Here is a 19,432-nt window from a genome sequence, read left to right as displayed (position 1 = left end):
AGGCATTAATTAACTATGAAGAAACTCAAAACTTTGCTTGAAGATCGTTTGGGATTCTTTGCCGTAGCCACTGTATTATTTTGGCTCAAGACATTATTGATTTATACATTGGAATTTAATTTAGGCGTTACTGGCATTATCCAGCATCTGATTCTATTGATTAATCCAGTGGCGATGACGGTATTGATTTTAGCGATTGGACTTTATTTTTCTGAAGGGAAAAGACCTTATCATGTACTTTTTGGTCTTTATTTCTTATTAAGTCTTTTAATTTATGCAAATGCTGTTTATTACCGCGAATTTTCTGATTTTTTAACGTTGCGAGTGATTACAGGAACGGTAAAAGCCGGAAATAATATTACAAGTGGATTAACCGATTCTTTCTTTGCATTACTCGATCCGATCGATATATTATTTTGGCTTGATTTTGTTGGATTAGGATTTTTACTTTATAGCAAGCATTCGCCGATTACATTGGATACGGCGCCACGCGGTAAGCGCTATGCGATTGCTATGAGTGCGTTGGGATTGGCTGTGTTTTTCGGGAACTTAGGGCTGGCGGAGTTGAATCGCCCACAGCTGCTTACTCGAACATTTGACCGCAACTATATCGTGAAATATCTTGGCATCAATTTCTACCAAGGCTATGATGCATTCCAGACAATTCAAAATAACCGCATTCGTGCAAGTGCTGATGAGAACGATCTGGATGAAATTTTTGAGTATGTAGCGACGCGCCAAGTGCCGATAAATGATGAATATTTTGGTATTGCAAAAGGGCGTAACGTCTTTACTATTGTGCTGGAAAGTGCGCAACAATTTGCGATGGATATGGCCATTGAAGATTCAGAGGGTAATGCACAAGAAGTAACACCATTTTTCAATTCACTTTACCATGATCCGCAGACGATTAGTTTTAGTAACTATTTCCACCAAACTAAGCAAGGCAAATCAAGTGATGCCGAGATTCTATCCGAAAATTCACTCTTTGGATTGCCAGAAGGTGCAGCCATGCAAATGTTTGGTTCAACAAATACTTTTCATGCAGCACCGAATTTATTAAAGACAGAAGCAGGCTATACAACGGCAGCTTTCCATGGAAATGTCGGTTCATTTTGGAATCGTACAGACACTTATCAACAATTTGGTTATGATTATTTCTTTGATGCTGAATTTTTTGACCTAGGTGAAGGGCGTACTGCAGAATATGGCTTAAAAGATAAGATCTTCTTCCATGATGCTGCACAATATATTGAACAGTTGCCGCAGCCTTTTTATACAAAATATTTAACGCTATCCAATCATTTCCCTTATCCTTTAGATGAGGCAAATATAAGCTTTGAAGCGCCTGATACGGAAGATGAGACAATTAATCGCTATTTCGTCACGATGCATTACATGGATCAAGCAGTTGAAGAATTTATCAACTGGACGAAAGCTGCGGGGTTATATGATCATTCGATTTTCATTATTTATGGTGATCATTATGGTATCTCTAATATGCGCAATCCAAAACTTGCAGATCTATTAGGGGTCGAGGAGTGGACAGACTATCATAATGTGCAAATGCAACGTGTCCCGATGATGTTCCATATTCCAGGTATAACAAATGGTGGGATTTTTGATACATTTGGAGGGCAATTAGATTATCTTCCAACCTTGATGCACTTGCTGGGCATTGAGACGGACTCTTATTTATTCTTAGGAGAAGACTTATTGAGTCCAGAGCACCAAAATTATACTGTATTTAGAAATGGCCATGTCGTTACGCCAGAGTATACGCTGATTGGTGAAGATATCTATGATACAGCAACTGGAACATGGCTCAATGATGAGCTTGCAGAGCAAACAGTAGAATCATTGAAAACATTCCATGAAGAAGCGCTCCATGTCTTGAATGTGTCAGATAATGTGATGACCAAAGACTTGCTACGCTTTTATACACCGCGTGCTCTTGGTAGTCTTGAAATGTTGCCATATTCATACATGAATCAATTACCATATTTACAAGAGCATCCGCATAAGGAAACGAGTCTGCGCGAACAGCGTAAAGCGATGGGACTCGAATCTGCTGCAACACTTTATGAAACTGATGCACCAGAATTAGCACAATAAAATAAGCGATGCTATACCGCCTGCTATATTGCAGGCGGTTTTTTATTGGAAGAATTGAATGTCAGGTGCGCTTTATCGTAGAGATGTATGTGTCTAGTGAATGTAGGTGCCTCTCAGTCGGACGACCGATTTTTAAAATGGGAATTGTTCGCAAAATTAAAGCGTGGTATCATGTAAAATGAATGACAAAAAAGAAAGCGGATGTTTTAAAATGAAAAAAAGTCTCATATTAATAAGCACAAGTCTAATCTTATTGTCAGGCTGTCACATGGCACAGGATCCATCGCAATCTGACGATTCGCCTCATGCTGAACAGACACTTCATGAACAACTTGCAGATTTACCAGATGCTAAAACGACTGATTGGGAATTGATTTTAATTAATCCGACTCACCCGCTTCCCAATGATTATGAAAAGAATACGCAATATCAAGAAGCGGACGGCGAACCGATGGATGCACGAATTGTTGATGCATATTTGGAGATGAAAGCGGCCGCACAAAAAGCGGGCTATACTTTACATTTGGGCTCAGCATATCGGTCGGTAGAACACCAGCAATTTAATTATGATTGGCATATGAATCATTATATGGAACAAGGCATGAGCGAAGCGGATGCTAAAAAAGAAACAGAAAAACAAATTGCTAAGCCAGGTTACAGTGAGCATCATTCTGGCTTGGCACTAGATATTGTTGATGAGGAATGGTTTAAATCGCATGACGATCCTTATATTCCAGAATATGATACGCAAGACTCACAACATTGGTTAGTTGAACATGCACCAGAATATGGTTTTATTTTGCGCTATTTAAAAGGAAAAGAAAATGAGACAGGAACAGGATATGAATCATGGCATTTCCGTTATGTAGGTGTTGAGAATGCTAAATATATCGCAGCTCATCAATTAACGCTTGAAAAATATTTAGAACTTCTGGCCGAAAAGGAATAACAGATGCTTAAAAAAGGAGGGACGTCTTGAAACGTAAAAAGCTACAATGGCAAAAAACAGTCCGACTAATGTTTGTGACAGTTTTAATATGGACTGTCGGACAATTGATACTTGCTAGACCATTTTTAGATTATGACGCCCCGACTTCAAAAGAAGATGAATTCATTTCAGAAATTGCACCATACGCCCAAAGATTGTCCGCCGAATATGGCGTATTGCCGAGTGTTGTTATGGCACAAGCTATTTTGGAATCGGATTGGGGTCAGAGTGCATTAGCTGTCCAAGACAAGAATTATTTTGGCGTAAAAGGGAGCGCTGAAGATCCAGTCTATCAGACTTCAGAATATGAAGAAGATTGGACCGAAAAGATGCAACATTTTCGTTCATATGAGAGTCTATATGATTCGATGCGCGATTATGCGCAACTTCTTCATGATGGTACCACTTGGAATCCACAACAATATCATGACGTTTTAGAAGCAGATAATTACAAAGATGCGGCGAATGCTATTGAAGCAGCAGGCTATGCTACAGATCCAGATTATAGTGAAAAATTAATCAATATTATTGAACTTTATGAATTAAATGCATATGATAATGACACAAATAACAGATAGGAAGTGAATGTAATGCACCAAGAGAAAACTCCAAGACTTAGAAAAAAAGTACCGCAAGTGATGACCAACTTGCGCCGAGATTCAATCCATCTTCCGCAGTCGATACGTAATGCGAGTGGTATTAATGTCAATGGAAAACGTATAAAATCGCTTATTTTTACAACAGATGTGGCGATCATTACGAATAATAATGCGGATGCAGTTTTGGCGGTGTATCCATTCACTCCGAGTCCAGCGGTTATTGAAGCATTGATGATGGCATCTTCTTTACCTATTATTTCAGGTGTTGGCGGTGGCACAACCCAAGGAGAGCGTTCTGCATATATGGCACTTATGGCAGAATCAGTTGGGAGCATGGCAGTGATTGTCAATGCGCCGACACCTATTGAAACGATCCGCCAAATTGAAGAAATTGTAGATATACCAATTATTATGACGGTTGTATCTAAATATACCGATATTGACCCACTGCTTGAAGCGGGTGTTGATATTGTCAATATCTCAGGGGGTAAAGATACAGCACTTATTGTGCGTCAATTGCGCGAAAAATATCCAGATCTACCAATTATTGCAACTGGCGGTGCCAGTGATGAAAGTATTAATGCAACGATTGAAGCAGGTGCTAATGCTATCACTTATACACCACCTACAACGAGTGAACTTTTCCATTCTCGTATGAAAGGGTATCGCGAAAAAGAAGCGCAAAAAGCTGCCGAAAATGAACAAGCATAATGGGATGGAATAGGAGAGATTTTATTGAATAATAAATTAAATCCAGGACAGACAGTCGGTTTAATTGGAGTAGATTTTTATACGGAAGAATTAAGTGGTGCCTTTAAAGCAGCAGGTTATCGTGTGAAGCAACTATCGCCAAAAGATACATCTTCGAAAAAACTCATTGATTTTGCCAAGCAAGTCGATCGTCTAATATGTGCCGACTTTCCAGAAGATCCAGAAGATTTAGATTGTGTAGCAGATCAATTAATTCAAGACACATTGCCATTTGTTATGGCGCAAGATCGCCTATTATTTAAGAATTTTCTCGATGAAGCAAATATTAATACACAGCCTTATGCAACGATTCTATCGGAAGAGGACGTCTATGAAAATGTGAAATCAATCGGATTTCCCTGTGCATTGAGATCAAATCAAGGATCTGATGATTTACATTTGATTTATGAGGCATCAGAAATTGCGGATGCTTTTGCACAATTGCCACCAGGGCCTGCAATTTTAGAGGCATGGATTCCGCTCGATACAGAGATTGCGCTCACTATTAGTCGTTCAATTTCGGGTCATCTCCATATTGTATCGCTATTTGAAGTGGTTCGCATTGATACTAAGGCGGCATTATATATTACAGTACCGCGAATTGAAGCAGAGTGGCTAGAAGCTTGTGAAGAAGTTGGCCGACAATTTGTAAATGAACTTCGCGGAGCGGGGTTATTTACTTTGCGTTTATTGATGACTTCAACGGGTGTCATTTATGTTCATCATGTGAAATGTCGTCCGGAGCTTAATCATTATCCTAAAAATATGTATGGACAGTCGCTCCCTCTTTTAGAACAAGTTAGCATCTTTACAGATAATCAGCGGCTGAGCGCTTCCGAAAGACAGCAACAAAGTGTCGTGATTTTACCTATTTACAAAAAACAAGTCGCGAAAGCGCTTGAACTTGTTTCAAATCATCCGCAGATGAATATACAATTTTATCATGATGACTGGCTACAAGCGGAAGCAGATGAGAAAGTAGCGGAAGTATCTGTCGTGACCGAACATATAACAGATATGCTCTCACAAATGAGCAGTACATTCTTTCATGAATCGCTATAATAAATTAACCTGATATGATATAAATCATATTAGGTTTTTTTGTGGGATTGTAGATGAGCGAAGGTAGAAAAAGTAACGATTTTTAGCTATAATTAATGGGTTATAGGAAAGGATTTGACGTTGTGAATGATCGCCGCAATATTTTAGCCCAATTGAATAAAGAACAAGTTGAAGCCGTTCAACATACAGAAGGACCACTGCTTATTATGGCAGGAGCAGGAAGTGGAAAAACGCGCGTGTTGACCCACCGCATTGCATACTTACTTCAAGAAAAAATGGTGAATCCTTGGAATATTCTTGCGATAACTTTTACGAATAAAGCAGCAAGTGAAATGAAAGAACGCGTGAATGCTTTAATTGGCAAAGGATATGATGAGGTACTTGTGTCTACTTTTCATGCATTATGTGTGCGCATTTTAAGACGTGATATTGAAGCAATCGGCTATCAGCGTAACTTTACGATTGCGGATACTTCCGTCCAAAAAACATTAATCAAACAAATATTAAAACGACTGAATTTATCAGAAAAAATGTATAATCCACATCTGATGCTCAGTCTGATTAGTCAGGCAAAAAATGAACTCATAAATGAACGCGACTATAAAGCTAAAGCCAAAACGGTCATTGAACAGCGGGTTGCGGAAGTGTATGAAGCCTATCAGAGAGAATTACGTTTGGCACAGTCTTTGGATTTTGATGATTTAATTATGCAGACCGTTCGTTTGTTTCGTCAGCATCCCGATACTCTAGCATATTATCAGCGCCGTTTTCAATATATTCATGTCGATGAATATCAAGATACAAATCATGCACAATATGAGCTTGTTCACTTATTGGCACAGCGTTTTCGCAATCTATGTGTCGTGGGAGATTCCGATCAAAGTATCTATGGTTGGCGTGGTGCGGACATTACGAATATATTAGAATTTGAAAAAGATTACCCTGATGCGAAAGTGATCTATTTAGAACAAAATTATCGCTCAACGCAAACGATTTTAGATGCTGCAAACTCAGTGATCCATCATAACCCGCAGCGACGATTCAAAAAATTATGGACAGAAAATGAGTCTGGCGACAAAATTAAATTATATGCTGCACAGGATGAACGTGAAGAAGCGCGATTTGTCGTAGAAAAAATCGAAGAAATACGTACCAAAGACTTATCCAAAACATATGGAGATTTTGCTATTTTATATCGTACAAATGCCATGTCACGTGTAATGGAAGAAGTACTCATGGCACATCAGATACCTTATCATATTGTGGGTGGGACTGGTTTTTATGAGCGAAAAGAGATACGTGACATTATGGCATACTTAACGCTCGTAGTGAATCCCACAGACAATTTAAGTTTTCAACGTGTAGTCAATGTTCCCAAAAGAGGAATTGGAGTGGCATCTGTTGAGAAATTGGCGCAAGCGGCTCAAGCACGTAATATTTCTTTATATGAAGTGGCATTGGATGCATCTGATATTGGATTGAGTGCTCGTGCTGCTAACAAGGTCATGGACTTTGCTAAGATGATTAGCGATTTTAAGAAAATGAGTGCCTATGTGTCTGTGACAGAATTGACTGAGACTATTTTAGATAAGACAGGTTACCTTGACGATTTAAAGGCGCAACAAACATTAGAAGCTGATGCACGCATTGAAAATATTGAAGAATTCTATTCTGCAACAAAAGCATTTGATGAACAGATTAAGGCTATTCCTGAAGCGGATGTCTTATTATCCTTTTTGACTGAATTGTCCCTTTTAGCACCTGCCGATCAAATCGAACCTAAAAAAGGCGAAGTGACACTGATGACTATTCATGCTGCTAAAGGTTTGGAGTTCCCTTATGTTTTTATTGTTGGAATGGAAGAAGGGATCTTCCCTAACCCTAGACGGGACGATACACCTGAAGAAATAGAAGAAGAGCGGCGACTCGCTTATGTTGGAATTACGCGTGCTGAGAAGCAGTTATTTTTAACGCATACAAATTATCGGACATTGTATGGCCGCCCTACATATCCTTCTGCTTCTCGTTTTATTGAAGAGATTGATCATCATCTTATAGAAGAAGTTGAAAACAATCGTAGTCCATATTCTTTACGAAGTGAGGGCCTCGATTTTGTTCCCCCTATTTCTGCGACCTCGCCTAAAAGAGGAGCTTCCCATATTGTACGGCCACAAGTTAAGACAGCCTCTGATATGGTATGGAATGCTGGTACAAAAGTACGCCATGCAAAATGGGGTGAAGGAACAATCGTTCAAATTAGTGGTGAGGGTGATGATATGCAGCTCGATATTGTTTTTGAAACGGTCGGCTTGAAGAAATTACTGGCATCATTTGCCCCAATTGAGAAAATGTAAAATGGAGAGGAATCTGGAATTGAAAGAAAAATATTCTAAACAACAGATGGACCAGCTAATTGCTGATTTAAATCGCTACAGCTATGAATATTATGTTCTTGATTCACCGACGGTTACCGATAGTGAATATGATCAACTTTATCGTTTGCTTCAAACAATTGAAAAAGAGCATCCGCAGTGGATACGTCCGGACTCCCCAACGCAACGTGTCGGTGATACGCTTTTGTCGGGGTTTGCTAAAGTCCAACATGAAAAACCGATGCTCAGCTTAGAGAATGCATTTAATGAAGAAGAATTAATGGAATTCGATCGGCGCATTCGAAGTTTGACATCACGACCGATTCAATATCATGTTGAACTGAAAATTGACGGATTAGCCGTCTCTCTCAAATATGAAGAGGGACAATTTGTTCAAGCTGCAACGCGTGGGGACGGAACAATTGGCGAAGATATTACCGCTAATGTGAAGACCATTCAAGCGATTCCGCTTCGTCTGCAGAAGCCGCAGTCCATTGAAGTGCGTGGCGAAATTTATATGCCAAAAGCCAGCTTTAAATTATTAAATGAAATGCAAGAAGAAAAAGGGCAAAACATTTTTGCCAATCCGCGAAATGCTGCTGCAGGAACGTTGCGCAATTTAGATCCTAAAGTAACGGCAGCGCGCAAATTGAATGTATTTCTCTATGCAAGTCCTACGCTTGATGAACAGGACTTTAGTCAATATGAATTATTATCCGAATTAAAAAAGTTAGGCTTTAGAATTAATCCTGAACGAGCTGTTTACGATACTATGGCGGAAGTGCTGAAATATATTGAAAAATATACAGCCAAGCGGCATGAATTGCCATATGAGATAGATGGCATTGTGATCAAAGTCAATGATTCAAAAGCTCAAGAAGAAATTGGCTACACTGTCAAAGCGCCGCGTTGGGCAATTGCTTACAAATTTCCAGCTGAAGTGGCGAAGACTAGAATTGTTCAAGTAGAGTGGACAGTAGGGCGTACAGGTGTTGTGACACCTACTGCAGTAATGGAGCCTGTATTCTTAGCAGGTTCTACAGTTGCTCGTGCAAGCTTGCATAATGTCGATCTAATGAAAGCACGTGATATCCGAATTGGGGATTATGTTTATATACATAAAGCGGGTGATATCATCCCAGAAGTGATTCGTGTCGATTTGGAAGATCGCTCCATTCATAGCAGACCTTATACTTTTCCAGTGGCATGTCCTGTCTGTGGCAGTGAATTAGTCCATATGGAAGATGAAGTAGCACTGCGATGTGTGAATCCAAATTGCCCAGCACAATTGCGGGAGCGCATGATTCACTTTGCTTCAAGAGATGCGATGAATATTGATACGCTCGGAGAATCACGTGTCAATCAATTATATAAAGCAAATCTTGTAAAAGGTATCACTGATTTATATCATTTAAAGCAGCATGACCTGATGACATTGGACCGTATGGGAGAGAAATCTTCCGAAAAATTATTAGAAGCTATCGAAGCATCCAAGCATAATTCATTAGAGCGATTATTATTCGGCTTAGGGATTCGCCATGTTGGAGCCAGCACTGCCAAACTTCTAGCTGCTGAATTCAAGACAATGGACCGCATTGCTGCAGCTACAGTTGAAGATATTATGACAATCGAAGGTATTGGCGCAATTATTGCTGAAAGCATTGTTGCTTTTTTCCAAATGCAAGAAACAAAACAATTGCTTCATGAATTAAAACAAGTTCACGTTAATATGACAATGATTGACCGCTTTTCGGATTTACATGAACATCAAGCGGACTCACCTTTTCATGAATTAACCGTTGTCTTGACTGGAAAGTTAGAACATTTTACTCGAAAAGAATTAAAAGCACGATTAGAAGCCTTAGGTGCAAAAGTAACAGGCAGTGTATCCAGTCAAACGGATCTAGTCATTGCGGGTGCAAAAGCAGGGAATAAATTAGATAAAGCGCAAGAATTAGGCGTTGAGATTTGGAATGAAGAACAAGCATTACAACATTTACCAAAGGAGTAGAAAGCGGTGAAACAATTGACAATTAAAAAACAGTGGCTAGCAGTAGCAACAAGTTGCTTAATGCTTACTGCTTGTGCTGCTCCTCAATCAAGAACTCCCCAAAATAAAGGAGAAGATGTTCAAAAAACAACGGTGATCACTGGCGAAACGAATGATCGCTATTATCGTCCATTGCTTGATGAAGCAGGTCACTATAAAGTGAGCAAAAATCGAGGCATTACAAGCGAGATGAATTCTCCAACGAATATGAAATTGATCGAAAAAGATTTGACGCGCTTATCACAAAAAGAATTCAGCTCTGAAGATCATGTGATGCAAGAAGGGCAATATTTGCCAGCAGATTTAATTAGTACGTGGCTTGCGCGAAAATCCGAAGATAATGAAGAAGGATTGAATCCAGCTAAAAGCGGTGATGGAGAAGATCGTGCTCCAAATTATATTAGCGTAATTGTCGAATATGATTTTTTTAAGAAAAAAGGAGACGGCGTAGAGCTAGCTGGTATCGCATTAGGATTGGGAATGAACTCCGTTGATTACTATCCAGAGTATGAATATGGACCGATTGCTGAGCAAAAAATCAGTCATGACGAAGTACTCACAAGAGGCCGAGAAATGGCGAATGCTATCGTAGCACGTACCCGTCAGATTGAGGGAGCGGAAAAAGTTCCTATCTTTGTTGGAATTTTTGAGCAATCCGAGCAAGATGATTTAGCAGGAGGCGTGTTCTTAGCGACTGGTAAGAGTGAACAAGGCGCAACGAATATTGCTTCATGGAATAAATTAAATGAAAAGCGGCTAATTTTCCCGTTAGAAGGGGACAATACGGCAGAAGGTAATGCCTTTTCTAATTTTCAGTCGGAGGTCGAATCATTCTTTCCAAATATTAGTGGCGTTACAGGACAAGCACACTACATTGATGATAGCTTGTTTGACCTGACAGTTAGAGTTACCCCGCATTTTTATGGAAGAGCTGAATTAGTAGCTTTCACGCAATTACTACATAAATCGGCGACAGATTTCTTGCCAAAAGAAGGCAGTACAGAAATTGTGGTCGAATCTTTAGATGGTGTACAAGCCATTTTAACGCGATACTACGGCGAAAAAGAATATAAATCCTATGTGTTGAATTAAAAAAGAAGGTGAGTGGAGAATGATCGATAAAAAACAAGTTCTAGCGTTAGCTAAAACAATGAAATTTTCGCTAACAGATGAAGAAGCAGATCGTTATAGTCATAAATTATCAGAAATTATCAATTATCTAGAGTTGATTCAAGAAGTAGATACAACAGATGTTACCCCTACCTATTATGGAATCGTCGGACAGTTGGCTTCTTTACGCGAAGATGTGGCGGAGCAAAGCACGCAGTCTGAACAACTTTTAAATAATGCAAGCGACACAGAAGGCGCGTATGTTCGCGTCCCTGCAATTTTAAATGATGGACAAGGGGGAGCGTAGAATGTTCTTAAATGAAACGATTGAATCGTTACATCGTCAACTCGTTAGTGGTGAAACAACAGCGACACAGCTTGTCAACCGAGCTTTCGATGCGATTGCAGAAACTGATCCACAGTTACGTGCTTTTTTGGATTTAGATCCAGAAGGTGCACGCGAAGTTGCTAAGAAGATTGACGAAGAAGGCATCAAAGACGATGAATTGTATAAAGGTATTCCAATTGCGATTAAAGACAATATTGTCACAACGCAAATGAAAACAACCGCTGCAAGCAAAATGTTGGAGAATTTTGTTTCGATTTATGATGCAACAGTTGTACATAAATTAGAAGATGCGGGCATGATTATCATTGGAAAATTGAACTTAGATGAATTTGCAATGGGAGGAACAACTGAGACCTCTCATGCCCACACGACAGCCAATGCTTGGAATATACAACATGTACCAGGCGGAAGTTCAGGTGGATCAGCGGCTGCCGTTGCAAGTGGCATGGTGCCAGTCGCCTTAGGAACAGACACAGGTGGCTCGATTCGCCAACCTGCAGCATATAATGGAATCGTTGGAATGAAGCCAACATATGGCACAATTTCACGTTGGGGTGTAATTGCCTTTGCCTCCAGTCTGGATCAAGTGGGACCTATGACAAAAACCGTTAAAGATAATGCCCAAATGTTGAATATCTTGTATGGACAAGATGGTCATGATAATACATTAGCAACGATTGAAGCAAAAGATTATACTGAAAAAATCGGCCACCCAATCGCTGGAATGGTCATCGGCGTTCCAAAAGAAACGATGGACGCAACGCTTGTGGATAAACATATTATCGACTGTACAAAACATGCTTTAAAGCAACTAGAATCACAAGGTGCAGTCATTAAAGAAATCAGCCTCCCACTATTAAAATATGGAGTACCTGCCTATTACACCATTGCAACGGCTGAAGCAAGCAGTAACTTGCAACGATTTGATGGCATTCGTTATGGATTCCGCGCTGAAAATGCACAAGATTTAGAAGATGTCTATGTCAAGACAAGAACAGAAGGATTTGGTGAAGAAGTCAAAATTCGCTGCTTGTTAGGAACTTACATGCTAAGTGCAGAACGCTATGAAGATTATTTCAAACATGCCGCCAGAGTGCGCACATTAATTTCGCAAGATTTTGAAAAAGCATTTGAGAATGTTGATGTCATTGTAACACCGACCACGACCACGACAGCACCTAAATTGAAAGAATATAACACAGTTGAAGAAGAGGCAGTGGACCGCTACAGTGCGGATCTATTAACCGTACCTGTTAACTTGGCAGGCATTCCTGCACTCAGCCTTCCTTGTGGATTTGTGAATGGTTTACCCGTTGGTTTGCAATTGATTGGGCGCTCATTCGATGAAAGTACATTATATCAAGTGGGCTATGCCTTTGAACAAGCGACAGATTATCATACACAACATCCACATATGATGAAAGGAGAGGAAAGCAGATGAATTTCGAAACAATTATCGGACTCGAAGTCCACGCTGAATTAAATGCAAATTCAAAAATGTTTTCACCTGCGCCTGCGACTTTCGGAGCAGAGCCTAACTCGAATACGAATGTCATTGACTGGGCATACCCAGGTGTTTTACCTACGCCAAACCGCGCCGGTATTGACCTCGCTATTAAAGCGGCCTTAGCCCTTAATTGCAAAATTCATCAAGATACGCGCTTTGATCGTAAGAATTATTTCTACCCAGACAACCCTTCCGCTTACCAAAAAACACAAGACAAATATCCGATCGGCTATGACGGTTGGATCGAAATCGAAGTCAAAGGAAAAACGAAAAAAATTCGCATTGAACGCGTTCATCTAGAAGAAGATGCAGGCAAGAATACGCATGGCACTGACGGCTATTCCTATGTCGACTTAAACCGCCAAGGCTCATGCTTATTGGAAATTGTCTCCGAAGCAGATATGCGAACACCGGATGAAGCCTATGCATATCTTGAGAATTTAAAACAGATCATTCAATTCACTAAAGTGTCTGACGTTAAAATGGAAGAAGGCTCCATGCGCTGCGATGCAAATATTTCATTGCGTCCCTACGGCCAAGAAGCGTTCGGCGTCAAAAGCGAACTGAAAAACTTAAACTCTTTCAATAATGTACGCAAAGGCTTAAATTATGAACAAGCTCGCCATGAAAAAGCACTACTTGCGGGCGAACAATTACTCCAAGAAACGCGACGATTTGATGCGAGCACAGGAGAAACAATCTTAATGCGTATCAAAGAAACAAAAGATGACTATCGCTATTTCCCAGAACCAGACATCTTACCAGTCAAAATAAGCGATGAGTGGATTGAACAAGCCCGTCAATCTCTTCCTGAAATGCCTAAAGCACGTCGCCAACGTTACGTGGAACAATTCAACATTCCATCTTATGATGCACAAGTGCTAACTGCAACAGTCCAAATGTCAGGTTTCTTTGAAGAAATGGTGGAATTTGGTGCAGATCCTAAACAAGCATCAAACTGGTTGATGGGTGAAGTCAGTGCTTACTTAAATAAAGAACAAATTGAACTTGATCACACAACACTTACGCCGAATGCTTTGGCACAGATGATTGCGCTCATTAAAGATGGCACGATTTCCAGTAAGATTGCGAAGAAAGTCTTTGTTGAATTAACGAAACAAGTTGTAGAAGATGTTAATGCCCTTGTCGAAGAAAAAGGCTGGGTACAACTTTCCGATCCGAAAAAACTTTTACCAATTATTGAAAAAGTGCTCGATCAAAATGAACAATCCATTATCGACTATCGTGAAGGTAAGGATCGTGCCCTTGGTTTCCTTGTCGGTCAGATTATGAAAGAAACACGTGGTAAAGCTAATCCAGGGGCTGTTAACCAATTATTGAAACAAGAAATTGATAAGCGATAAAAGGTGAATAATATCATGCAAAAACGTGCAAGACTAATTTATAATCCTACCTCTGGACGTGAATCATTCATTCATCATTTACCAGATATCTTAAAAATTTATGAGCAGGCAGGGTATGAAACGAGCACATTTCAGACCACTTCCGAACCTTTTTCTGCAAAAAAAGAAGCCGCACGCTGTGCAACAGTTGGTTTTGATTTGATTATTGCGGCTGGCGGAGATGGAACACTCAATGAAATTGTGAATGGGATTGCTGAAAAAGAGTTCCGACCTAAAGTTGCGGTTATTCCAGCGGGAACGACCAATGACTTTGCACGCGCTTTACATGTCCCTACACGCGATTTCGTAGCGGCGGCCAAAGTCATTAACAAACATCGCACAGTCTTTATGGATATTGGCAAGCTCAAATCCCATGACACCTTTTACTACTTTACAAACGTCGCTGCAACGGGAACGTTGACGGAGTTAACTTATGAAGTCTCCCCCCAAATGAAAACGGCATTCGGCTATCTTGCATATCTCATTAAAGGATTGCAGATGCTGCCACAAGTTCGCAATGAACAAATTCGTGTAACCTATGACGGGCAAGTATATGAGCAAGAAGTCGCCATGGTCCTGATTGCTTTGACGACTTCCATCGGCGGTTTTGAGAATATTGCACCAGATAAAGTAATGGGTGATGGCGAATTTACTCTGATTATTATCCAACCGTCCAACTTGTTAGAGATGGCTGAAATCGTCCGCCAACTTCTCGAAAGCAGTAATGAACAGATTCATCATCCGAATTTGCTATATATTAAGGCGGATGAAGTGAAGTTGGAAGTCTTATCAGGAGATAGAACCATGCCCGTCAACTTAGATGGAGAATATGGTGGCGACTTGCCTGCTGAATTTATTAATTTACAGCAGCATATTGAATTTGTTGCCGATTGGGAAAAGTTTGAAAGTGTCGATACTGAAGAAAAAAGAATGATGGAGGCTCAAATTCAAGCAGAGATTGATTCCATCGAAAAAGAATATAAAAAGTAAGTCGAAAAGGTACGCTTTGCGTGCCTTTTTTAGAAAAGAGGAGCGTATGCGAACAGTTACATTTAAAGTCGGCGATATACTCTCAGGTGAAGTGACAGATCTAAGCCATATCGGTGAAGGAGTGCTACACATTGACGGATTTCCCATCTTTGTTGCACAAGCCCTTGTAGGAGAACATATTCAATTTGAAATTGATCATATCGGCCAACATCGTGCTTTCGGTCATGTCATTAGATGGTTAAGTAAGAGTCCTGATCGTGTAGAAATAGCGGATACAATCTATGAAGAAACAGGGACAATGCCTCTGCAGCACCTTGCATATCATGCACAATTAGAATTTAAGCAACATCAAGTACAAAAACTTTTTAAAACAGTAGCGCAAATGCCACATATTGAAGTAAAGCCTACAATTGGCATGGAAGATCCTTACGCATATCGCAACAAAGCACAGATTCCAATTCGCATGGTGGATGGACAGTTGACGAGCGGCTTTTATCGCCGAAAAAGTCATGACCTTCTCCCCATGGAAAATTTCATTATTCAAGAACCAGAGATTGACCGAGCCATTATTGTCGTGCGCGATATCCTAAGAGCCTATCAAGTACCTGCCTATGATGAATATTCACATTCAGGAGTTGTTCGACATCTTATTGTCCGCCGAGGGCATTATACCCAGCAACTCATGTTAGTGCTTGTTACAAATGGCCAAGTACTTCCCCACGCAGCAGAGATTGTAAGCGAAATTATCAAACAACTGCCTGAAGTAGTTAGCATTATCCAAAATATTAATGAAGAAAAAACGAATGTTATCTTAGGTCGTCAGTCAATGGTACTTTATGGGCAGGACTATTATAATGATCAACTATGCGGCCACACATTCAATATCTCGCACCAATCATTTTATCAAGTGAATACCATTCAAACAGAAAAATTATACAAAAAAGCAATAGAATTCGCACAATTAACTGCGCAAGACATTGTCGTAGATGCTTATTGCGGCATTGGAACGATGACCCTAGCCTTTGCCGAAAAAGCAAAACATGTATATGGCGTAGAAATAGTACGCGATGCAATAGAAAATGCAAAAGAAAATGCAACCATGAATCAGATCAAAAATGTAACGTTCACAGCAAAAGATGCGGGACAATGGATGGTTCAGCAAAAAAATAAAGGCCTACGTCCGAATGTCATTGTCGTAGATCCACCACGAAAAGGATTAGATCGCAAATTTATTGATGCTGCACTGCACGTATCCCCTGACCGTATCGTATATGTCAGCTGCAATCCAGCAACGTTAGCCCGCGACGTAAAAATAATCACAGACTCTAATTTATACGAAGTCAAAGAAATTCAACCCGTTGATATGTTCCCTCAGACACATCATGTGGAGACGGTAGTATTGATGTCAAGGGTGGATAAGTAAGAGTGTAATAAGATAAGTAAATAAGGGTTTTCCGTGGTTTGAGGTCTGGTTCTAAGCCGGAGGGATAATCACGGATTTTTGCTTTGAGGGAAGTTATCCAAGATTGATGAATTTGAAAAGTCATCGGCTAATACGGTTATTGAGTTGGTGAGTTGATAAGATGGTTGGCAAAACAATGCTGAGTTGACAAGATGATTTATGAAAAGCAATTGACATTAGTCTGTTTTTGGTCTATAATCAGACTGAAAGATTGGAGGGGTTACTATGGGTAACGAATTAGTTTACTTAGACACATATATTTTGCAACAAGATATGAGGATACGTTTGCCAAAAACAATTCTACAAAACATGAACGTTGAAAAAGGGGAGACACAGTTTGATATATATCTGAATAAGGAAGATCAGTCACTTATTCTGAAACCAACGAAAAAGGAGAACGATGAATGATAGAGCTATTTAAGGATACTAACTTTGAATATGTAGAATCTGAGGATTCTTTAATCATATTCAATGACTGTATAGCGACATTAAAATCAATTAAGGATAAATCAGTAAATCTGATTTTTGCAGATCCACCTTATAATTTAGGGAAAGATTTTGGGAATGATAGCGATTCATGGGAAAATAAAAACGAATACCTAAATTGGTGTTACAGTTGGATCGATGAATGCTTTAGAGTATTAAAAGATAACGGTACATTTTATTTAATGAATTCAACCCAAAACATACCTTATATATCCATTTATATCCAAAATAAATACCATATAATTAATGATATTGTATGGGTATATGATAGTTCTGGGGTTCAATCTAAGAAGAAATACGGCTCCTTATATGAGCCAATATTGATGGCCACAAAAAGCGATAAAACAAAGTACACTTTTAATCATGAAGATATTTTAGTTGAAGCAAAAACCGGTGCTAAGAGAGGGTTAATTGATTATAGAAAAACCCCACCCCAACCTTACAACACACAAAAAGTACCAGGGAATGTTTGGGAATTCCCTCGAGTTCGATTTAAAATGGATGAATATGAGAACCACCCTTCACAAAAACCCGAGGCGCTACTTGAACGTATTATTAAAGCGTCTAGTAATTTAGGTGATGTTGTACTAGATCCCTTTGGAGGAAGCTTTTCCACCGGTGCAGTTGCTGTACGTTTAGGTAGAAAAATAATTAGTATGGATATCAATAAAGAGTACTTTAAAATTGGGATTAGACGGACAGGTATTGCTACAAAATATGAGGGGGAAATCTTGCAAAAGGATAAAAGTAGAAAAACGAAGAATACATCAAAAAAAGACCATCAACAAAATCAGGATGGTCAGATGAGTTTATTGATTGAATAATGAGATTAGGAAGCTGATAGTTAATATCAACTTCCTATATTTTCTTTTACTCAATATTATATTCTACTTTACATTGAATTATAAGTTCATCTACCATTTCAGTTAAGAATCCTTTTGTTATATTACTAATTAACATCTTATTTAATGTTGGAATAGTTATAATCTCTTCAAAACTTGAAATATAGGAATTAAGTATAGATGGATCAGAATAATTCATTTGAGCTTCATTAACAATGCGCTCCATAGCTTCAGTAGGTTCAATATCTTGTTTCACCACAAATGTGATCGGATAATGAATTAGTTTGTCAATATCTAAAAAATATTTTCTGAAATCAAGTACCTCGGTGACTTGAAATATACGCCCTAGTGGTTTCATTATATAATCAATTCCACCATCATTAGCGTTAGTTCTTCCAACCTTATAGACCATTAAGGAAACTGAATGGTCTTTTTCATCATTTATGGAATAAGTAATTTTCTGAGTTATGAAATGATACTTGATGATGACATAAGAAACAATCTCAAAAATTCGAGCATCAGAATTAGGATTCAATAAGTCAGAAACATATTCAACAACAGATTCAGGATTAGTTGTAACAATTTTCTTAAGTCCAATTAAATCATCAAAAAATGTATTAAAATTCATCATTTTTAGAGCAACATATTTTTCTACAATCTCATTACAAATAGGAGCAATATTTATGACTTGATCGCCAATATCAATTTTTAGCAATGATTCATTAATCCAGTACCTTCTTGTGACTAGGTCCCTTATAATGGGTACTTCGTGCGTATACGTGCTAAAAAATTTCCTGAATTCATCATTGCAGCGGTTGTTCAAAGCATGATTTTGTATTTTTGCACCAAAAGGGAGTTCCCTTGTTCTCCTGAGCGCCTCTGTGAAAATCAAGCCATCATAAGTAGAATAATCTGTTGTTTTATCTAAAAAGCCTTTTTTTATATAATCTTCTATCAAAACATAAATAGCGTAAAGATTGGCATAAGAACCTCTCGCCTTTGACGATCTATCAACAGATCTGGTTTTTTTATCTAAATATTGCAATATATACGAACTTGTGTAAACCTGTTTTGCCATATCTTCTGTAAAATGGTCATCCAAAATATCAATTATAAAATTCTTCATTGTTTAGTCTCCTTGTCTAGAATCGTCTCCATAATGTCTTCAAGCCTACAATCAAGTGCTTCACATATTTTAAGCAGAATATCTGTAGTGATATTCTCACCTTTACCAAGCTTTGCTATGGATGCAGAGCTTATTCCGGTGGCATTTTTTAAATCTTGTTTGTTCATATTTTTATCAATTAACATTTTCCAGAGTTTGTTGTAGCTAATCTTGAGCATATT

General features: G+C 39.0%; 17 protein-coding genes. 15 read left to right on the top strand and 2 right to left on the bottom strand.

Features of this window, described 5'->3' with window-relative positions; all coding sequences use genetic code 11:
* The first annotated feature begins 15 nt into the window (after nucleotides 1-15).
* From C231_RS0105240 to yhdJ, 15 genes are all read left to right on the top strand, one after another.
* Nucleotides 16-2,115 carry an LTA synthase family protein gene (locus C231_RS0105240; protein WP_018659583.1) on the top strand — a complete coding sequence of 700 codons (2,100 nt, stop codon included), beginning with the start codon at nucleotides 16-18 and terminating at the stop codon, nucleotides 2,113-2,115.
* A gap of 268 nt (nucleotides 2,116-2,383) precedes the next feature.
* Nucleotides 2,384-3,064 carry a M15 family metallopeptidase gene (locus C231_RS0105235; protein ID WP_018659582.1) on the top strand — a complete coding sequence of 227 codons (681 nt, stop codon included), beginning with the start codon at nucleotides 2,384-2,386 and terminating at the stop codon, nucleotides 3,062-3,064.
* Between the two features lie 26 nt (nucleotides 3,065-3,090).
* Entirely contained in the window at nucleotides 3,091-3,681 is a 591-nt protein-coding gene (locus C231_RS07895; RefSeq protein WP_018659581.1) for a glycoside hydrolase family 73 protein, read from the top strand.
* Between the two features lie 12 nt (nucleotides 3,682-3,693).
* Nucleotides 3,694-4,413, top strand: a complete 720-nt coding sequence (locus C231_RS0105225) for a hypothetical protein (RefSeq protein ID WP_018659580.1) — start codon at nucleotides 3,694-3,696, stop codon at nucleotides 4,411-4,413.
* 24 nt (nucleotides 4,414-4,437) lie between these two features.
* A complete protein-coding gene (locus tag C231_RS0105220) occupies nucleotides 4,438-5,514 on the top strand; it encodes an ATP-grasp domain-containing protein (protein WP_018659579.1) in 1,077 nt (358 codons plus the stop codon).
* Between the two features lie 122 nt (nucleotides 5,515-5,636).
* Entirely contained in the window at nucleotides 5,637-7,868 is a 2,232-nt protein-coding gene (gene pcrA, locus C231_RS0105215) for a DNA helicase PcrA (protein WP_018659578.1), read from the top strand.
* Nucleotide 7,869: 1 nt separating this feature from the next.
* The gene (gene ligA, locus C231_RS0105210) at nucleotides 7,870-9,897 is read left to right on the top strand and encodes an NAD-dependent DNA ligase LigA (protein ID WP_040408055.1); all 2,028 of its coding nucleotides are present in this window, start codon (nucleotides 7,870-7,872) and stop codon (nucleotides 9,895-9,897) included.
* A 6-nt stretch (nucleotides 9,898-9,903) separates the two neighbouring features.
* Complete coding sequence (locus C231_RS0105205) at nucleotides 9,904-11,028, top strand: CamS family sex pheromone protein (protein ID WP_018659576.1); 1,125 nt, start codon at nucleotides 9,904-9,906, stop codon at nucleotides 11,026-11,028.
* 19 nt (nucleotides 11,029-11,047) lie between these two features.
* Complete coding sequence (gene gatC / locus C231_RS0105200) at nucleotides 11,048-11,353, top strand: Asp-tRNA(Asn)/Glu-tRNA(Gln) amidotransferase subunit GatC (protein WP_018659575.1); 306 nt, start codon at nucleotides 11,048-11,050, stop codon at nucleotides 11,351-11,353.
* Nucleotide 11,354: 1 nt separating this feature from the next.
* Complete coding sequence (gene gatA / locus C231_RS0105195) at nucleotides 11,355-12,836, top strand: Asp-tRNA(Asn)/Glu-tRNA(Gln) amidotransferase subunit GatA (protein ID WP_018659574.1); 1,482 nt, start codon at nucleotides 11,355-11,357, stop codon at nucleotides 12,834-12,836.
* Complete coding sequence (gatB, locus tag C231_RS0105190; protein WP_018659573.1) at nucleotides 12,833-14,266, top strand: Asp-tRNA(Asn)/Glu-tRNA(Gln) amidotransferase subunit GatB; 1,434 nt, start codon at nucleotides 12,833-12,835, stop codon at nucleotides 14,264-14,266. Before gatA ends, gatB begins: the two co-directional genes overlap by 4 nt.
* Nucleotides 14,267-14,281: 15 nt before the next feature.
* Nucleotides 14,282-15,295 (top strand): diacylglycerol kinase, encoded by a 1,014-nt coding sequence (locus C231_RS0105185; RefSeq protein ID WP_018659572.1) that lies wholly within the window; start codon nucleotides 14,282-14,284, stop codon nucleotides 15,293-15,295.
* Nucleotides 15,296-15,341: 46 nt separating this feature from the next.
* Nucleotides 15,342-16,718 (top strand): 23S rRNA (uracil(1939)-C(5))-methyltransferase RlmD, encoded by a 1,377-nt coding sequence (gene rlmD, locus C231_RS0105180; RefSeq protein ID WP_018659571.1) that lies wholly within the window; start codon nucleotides 15,342-15,344, stop codon nucleotides 16,716-16,718.
* A 264-nt stretch (nucleotides 16,719-16,982) separates the two neighbouring features.
* Nucleotides 16,983-17,165: an AbrB/MazE/SpoVT family DNA-binding domain-containing protein gene (locus C231_RS0105175; RefSeq protein ID WP_018659570.1), complete on the top strand. Its 183-nt coding sequence runs from the start codon at nucleotides 16,983-16,985 to the stop codon at nucleotides 17,163-17,165.
* On the top strand, nucleotides 17,162-18,067 hold the full coding sequence (gene yhdJ / locus C231_RS0105170) for an adenine-specific DNA-methyltransferase (protein WP_018659569.1): 906 nt from the start codon (nucleotides 17,162-17,164) through the stop codon (nucleotides 18,065-18,067). The genes C231_RS0105175 and yhdJ overlap by 4 nt, the downstream gene beginning before the upstream one ends.
* Before the next feature lie 46 nt (nucleotides 18,068-18,113).
* On the opposite strand, the gene C231_RS0105165 is transcribed toward yhdJ, so the two are convergent.
* Entirely contained in the window at nucleotides 18,114-19,211 is a 1,098-nt protein-coding gene (locus C231_RS0105165; RefSeq protein ID WP_018659568.1) for a hypothetical protein, read from the bottom strand.
* Nucleotides 19,208-19,429, bottom strand: coding sequence for a helix-turn-helix domain-containing protein (locus tag C231_RS0105160; protein WP_018659567.1), 222 nt, complete (start codon nucleotides 19,427-19,429; stop codon nucleotides 19,208-19,210). The genes C231_RS0105165 and C231_RS0105160 overlap by 4 nt, the downstream gene beginning before the upstream one ends.
* Between the last annotated feature and the right edge of the window lie 3 nt (nucleotides 19,430-19,432).

The sequence above is a fragment of the Allofustis seminis DSM 15817 genome (genome assembly GCF_000374325.1).
Taxonomy (GTDB): Bacteria; Bacillota; Bacilli; order Lactobacillales; family Carnobacteriaceae_A; genus Allofustis; species Allofustis seminis.
Note: the sequence above shows the minus strand (reverse complement) of the source record. Positions and strands in the feature narration are given on the sequence as shown.

Excerpts from the sequence above, each read along its gene's own strand:
- gatB (WP_018659573.1), top strand. The coding sequence starts at position 12,833 with ATGAATTTCGAAACAATTATCGGACTCGAAGTCCACGCTGAATTAAAT.
- C231_RS0105185 (WP_018659572.1), top strand. The coding sequence starts at position 14,282 with ATGCAAAAACGTGCAAGACTAATTTATAATCCTACCTCTGGACGTGAA.
- rlmD (WP_018659571.1), top strand. The coding sequence starts at position 15,342 with ATGCGAACAGTTACATTTAAAGTCGGCGATATACTCTCAGGTGAAGTG.
- gatC (WP_018659575.1), top strand. The coding sequence starts at position 11,048 with ATGATCGATAAAAAACAAGTTCTAGCGTTAGCTAAAACAATGAAATTT.
- C231_RS0105160 (WP_018659567.1), bottom strand. The coding sequence starts at position 19,429 with ATGCTCAAGATTAGCTACAACAAACTCTGGAAAATGTTAATTGATAAA.
- C231_RS0105240 (WP_018659583.1), top strand. The coding sequence starts at position 16 with ATGAAGAAACTCAAAACTTTGCTTGAAGATCGTTTGGGATTCTTTGCC.
- C231_RS0105235 (WP_018659582.1), top strand. The coding sequence starts at position 2,384 with ATGGCACAGGATCCATCGCAATCTGACGATTCGCCTCATGCTGAACAG.
- C231_RS0105225 (WP_018659580.1), top strand. The coding sequence starts at position 3,694 with ATGCACCAAGAGAAAACTCCAAGACTTAGAAAAAAAGTACCGCAAGTG.
- yhdJ (WP_018659569.1), top strand. The coding sequence starts at position 17,162 with ATGATAGAGCTATTTAAGGATACTAACTTTGAATATGTAGAATCTGAG.
- gatA (WP_018659574.1), top strand. The coding sequence starts at position 11,355 with ATGTTCTTAAATGAAACGATTGAATCGTTACATCGTCAACTCGTTAGT.
- ligA (WP_040408055.1), top strand. The coding sequence starts at position 7,870 with ATGGAGAGGAATCTGGAATTGAAAGAAAAATATTCTAAACAACAGATG.
- C231_RS0105175 (WP_018659570.1), top strand. The coding sequence starts at position 16,983 with ATGGGTAACGAATTAGTTTACTTAGACACATATATTTTGCAACAAGAT.
- C231_RS0105165 (WP_018659568.1), bottom strand. The coding sequence starts at position 19,211 with ATGAAGAATTTTATAATTGATATTTTGGATGACCATTTTACAGAAGAT.